Origin of the sequence: Stieleria sedimenti, assembly GCF_025060895.1 — a bacterium.
Taxonomy (GTDB): Bacteria; Planctomycetota; Planctomycetia; order Pirellulales; family Pirellulaceae; genus Stieleria; species Stieleria sedimenti.
In genome coordinates, this window is record NZ_JANZKV010000315.1 from 1 (window position 1) to 3,543 (window position 3,543).

The 3,543-nt window shown below is 54.3% G+C and carries 3 protein-coding genes; 2 read left to right on the top strand and 1 reads right to left on the bottom strand.

Annotation, left to right across the window (positions count from 1 at the left end):
• On the top strand, positions 1-2,607 hold a 2,607-nt coding region (locus NZK35_RS31825), incomplete at its 5' end, for a serine/threonine protein kinase (RefSeq protein WP_259636569.1).
• A 42-nt stretch (positions 2,608-2,649) separates the two neighbouring features.
• On the opposite strand, the gene NZK35_RS31830 is transcribed toward NZK35_RS31825, so the two are convergent.
• Positions 2,650-2,904: a hypothetical protein gene (locus tag NZK35_RS31830; RefSeq protein ID WP_259636570.1), complete on the bottom strand. Its 255-nt coding sequence runs from the start codon at positions 2,902-2,904 to the stop codon at positions 2,650-2,652.
• A 45-nt stretch (positions 2,905-2,949) separates the two neighbouring features.
• On the opposite strand from NZK35_RS31830, the gene NZK35_RS31835 reads away from it, so the two are divergent.
• Positions 2,950-3,543: hypothetical protein (locus NZK35_RS31835; RefSeq protein ID WP_259636571.1), on the top strand; the 594-nt coding region annotated here is incomplete at its 3' end.

Genomic DNA, 3,543 nt, shown 5'->3' on the forward strand with positions numbered 1-3,543 from the left:
GAGCGGGTCGAGGAATTGCTTCGGGTGCACGAGCAAGAACAGAGCTTCCTAAAGTCAAATAACAACCCGCCCTCAACGGAAGTCATGGGCGAGTTGAACATCGCGTCGGGTCAGCAGATCGGGCGGTACAAGCTGCTACAGAAGATCGGCGAAGGCGGCTTCGGCGTGGTGTTCATGGCAGAACAGCACCGCCCCGTTCGCCGCAAGGTCGCTCTGAAAGTGATCAAGCCAGGGATGGACACCAAGGCCGTGGTGGCCCGATTCGAGGCCGAGCGGCAGGCGCTCGCAATGATGGACCACCCTAATATCGCCAAGGTGCTCGATGGCGGTGCGACGGAATCGGGCCGACCCTTCTTCGTGATGGAGTTGGTAAAGGGTGTGCCCCTCACGGAATACTGCGATCAGAATCAACTGTCCACGGACGAGCGGCTCGCATTGTTCCAGACCGTTTGCCGAGCAGTTCAGCACGCCCACCAGAAGGGAATCATCCACCGCGACTTAAAGCCCTCCAACATCCTGGTGACGCTGCATGACGGCAAGCCCATTGTAAAGGTGATCGACTTTGGAGTGGCGAAGGCGATCAATCAACAGCTCACAGAGAAAACACTGTTCACAGCTTTCGGCCAAATGGTCGGCACGCCGCAATACATGAGTCCCGAGCAGGCCGAGATCAGCGGGCTGGACGTCGACGCACGCAGCGACATTTATTCCTTGGGCGTGTTGCTCTACGAACTTCTGACCGGTTCCACACCGCTGGAATCCGAGCAGCTTCGCAAAGCGGGTTACGCCGAGATCCAGCGCCTGATCAAGGAGTCCGAGCCACTGAAGCCGAGCACACGTCTGAGTACCTCTGGCGAAAAACTCACTGCGATTGCCAAACATCGCAGCGTTTCACCAGATCGTCTTTCCGCGATCATTCGAGGCGATCTTGACTGGGTGGTAATGAAGGCACTGGAGAAAGACCGTAGCCGACGCTACCAGTCCCCCGAGAGACTTGCCGAAGACGTCGCCAGGCACTTAGCGAATGAGCCCGTCGATGCCAGACCACCAACGCTGCGTTATCGCGCATCCAAGTATGTGAGGCGAAACCGTGTGCCTCTTGCTGTCACTGCATTGCTGATTACCGTCCTAGCAGCGGGGCTGGCCAGTACGAACAGCCAGAGGATGCGGGCCAACCGGGAAGCTTCTGAGGCCGAGGAGAAGGAAAAAGTCGCGAAAGAAGCTCGGCAGCAAGCTGACGTTCTCAATCAGGATCTGAGGAGAGCAAACCTTGAATACGAAAAGTCGCTGGTTGAAATTTGCCTCCTTTACGCCGTGCACGGTGACCTCCAAAAAGTGGAACAATTGACGGGGTCGGTGAGTGATGATGTGTTTCCGTTGTACTGGAAATTCACACTGAACGGCGTTGCCCACTTTCATCGGGGCGAGAACGAGCTGGCGATTGAAGATTTGCGAGCGGCTCTGTCGAAATCACCAGACAATCTTTCGGCCAGCGCAATGCTCACTCTCGCGCTTGTCTACACCGGACGGTTCGATGAGTGGGCTGTCGTTGCGGCGAAGCTGAAGAACGCAAACCCCAGCAGGAAATACGCTGATTTCGACAAGCTGTTTTTGGGATACGCATCTTTCTATTACGATCTGGAGAAATCAGCCACACTGATCGGAGATGTGGTCGAGCGGAATCCGACCTGGCTGATGGCTCGTGCGATGCTGGCAGGGACCCTTGCGCACCTGGCCGAAGAAACCGATAGCCGGGAGACCATGATGCGAGCAATCGCAGAAATCAAAATCCCTGAATTGCTGCTGACAGACGACAACCGGTTCCTTCTTTCATGCTGCTTTTACGTTTACCGAACGGCCTTGATCGTCTTGGATGAACCCGACCCGGAATACCAACAACTGGCAGAGAAATACGCCGTCGAACTTGAAAAATATCCATCGTACTCCATCGGAAGCGTCATCAGATCCGTCTACTACGATCGCATTGATGATTCAGAGCGCGCTGTTTTGGCATGGCTCGAAGTCTTGCACTCAGGACACGGGATTCAGCTTCATTGGGTGTCGGCAGGATTGCTGAAGTACGGTCATGAGCAGAATCTATACGACGCTGATCTCAAGCAATGGAATGAGCCAGAGGAACTCTCAGCGTTCGCGTACGCCTACGCGCTATCCGAGGATGAAGCACATCGAAGAACGGCGTGGCAGATCTATCGGCAGTTGGTGCCACGAGCTCAAACGGCATCGGAGAGATTCCTGGTGATCCAGATTCCGCTACTGCTACAGAATCGCGACGTCGCGGCGAAGCAAGCAGAGTTGTGGTCGAGTGAAGCATCATCGGAGGACGTTTCGATCGTATGGAGTCGAAACAAGTTGGACTACGTCGTTGACGAGCAAAAATGCTCGGAGGCCTGTTCTTCGGAGGATAGACGAGCAAGCGCCTTCGCGAATATGCAACTGGCACTGCTCCGCTACTCGGAGAAGGAGTATCAGATCGCTCTTGAGCATTTGCAACAATGCGATGCGAAGTGGATGAATCGATATTGGGAGTGGTATCGTGAAGCGTTCCTGCAGAGGTTTGCAACAAAACTCGAAAGTCCGGCGGAATGATTGACCGTGCAGCCAAGTCTGCCAAATCATCGGACTACTGAACTAATGACCAGACTGCCGCCGATCGCTTGAACCTGACCCACTGATGAGTGACAATTTAGCCACCCGGCGGCTCTTAAATCCTTTCAGATGTTTTAACGCCAATAACTCGGGAGCACCGAAGTGACCAGGCCCTTCCAATCCGTAGTGATTTGCGCCCTTTCGTTTTTCATCTTTGATCCAGCCGTCGCTGACGATACAGCGCACGAAAAGCTGCGGCCGCTCAAGTTTCTCATTGGCCAATGGACTGCGGAACACGAACTTCCTGCGGCGATCCCAGAGGTCGGATCCAAGAAAGGGGCGATGATTAGCGAGACTCGTACGATCGATTGGATCTTGGGTGGTGCGGCAATCGAGATCAGGACGGAAAGCGTGATCGACGGAAGGCCGCAACCGCCATCGAGAGGCATCATTGCTTGGGATCCGGAAAAGGAGCAAATCTCTCACTTCATGGTAAGCGGAAGCGGATTTCTCGGCGGGGGATCTTGGCATCATGAAAACGGTGACTGGCTCCTAAAGTGGAAATCCTCCACCACCAATGGTGGATACGCTGGGACATCGATTCACCGGCCAAAGAGCGACGATTCTTTTGAGTGGCAGATGGTTAATGTTTTTCAAGCTGGCAAGAAACTTCCCGACTGGCCATTGGTTGAGCTGAAACGAGTCACGACCAAGCAGGAGGCTTGGATCGATTACATGGAGGGAAGCTGGACGTTCGAATTTGAGGATGAACGACGCGGTGACGTGACTTGGATTCGAGCAGGCGATACTCCCGCCCTATCGTTTACCGGAGAGACGAAGGACTTTTCAATCGCCGGCGTCATCGGATGGCATAAGGATCAGGAAGCCTTCCTTGAGACGGACTTTTCGACTGATGGCTATTTGAAGCGAAGATTT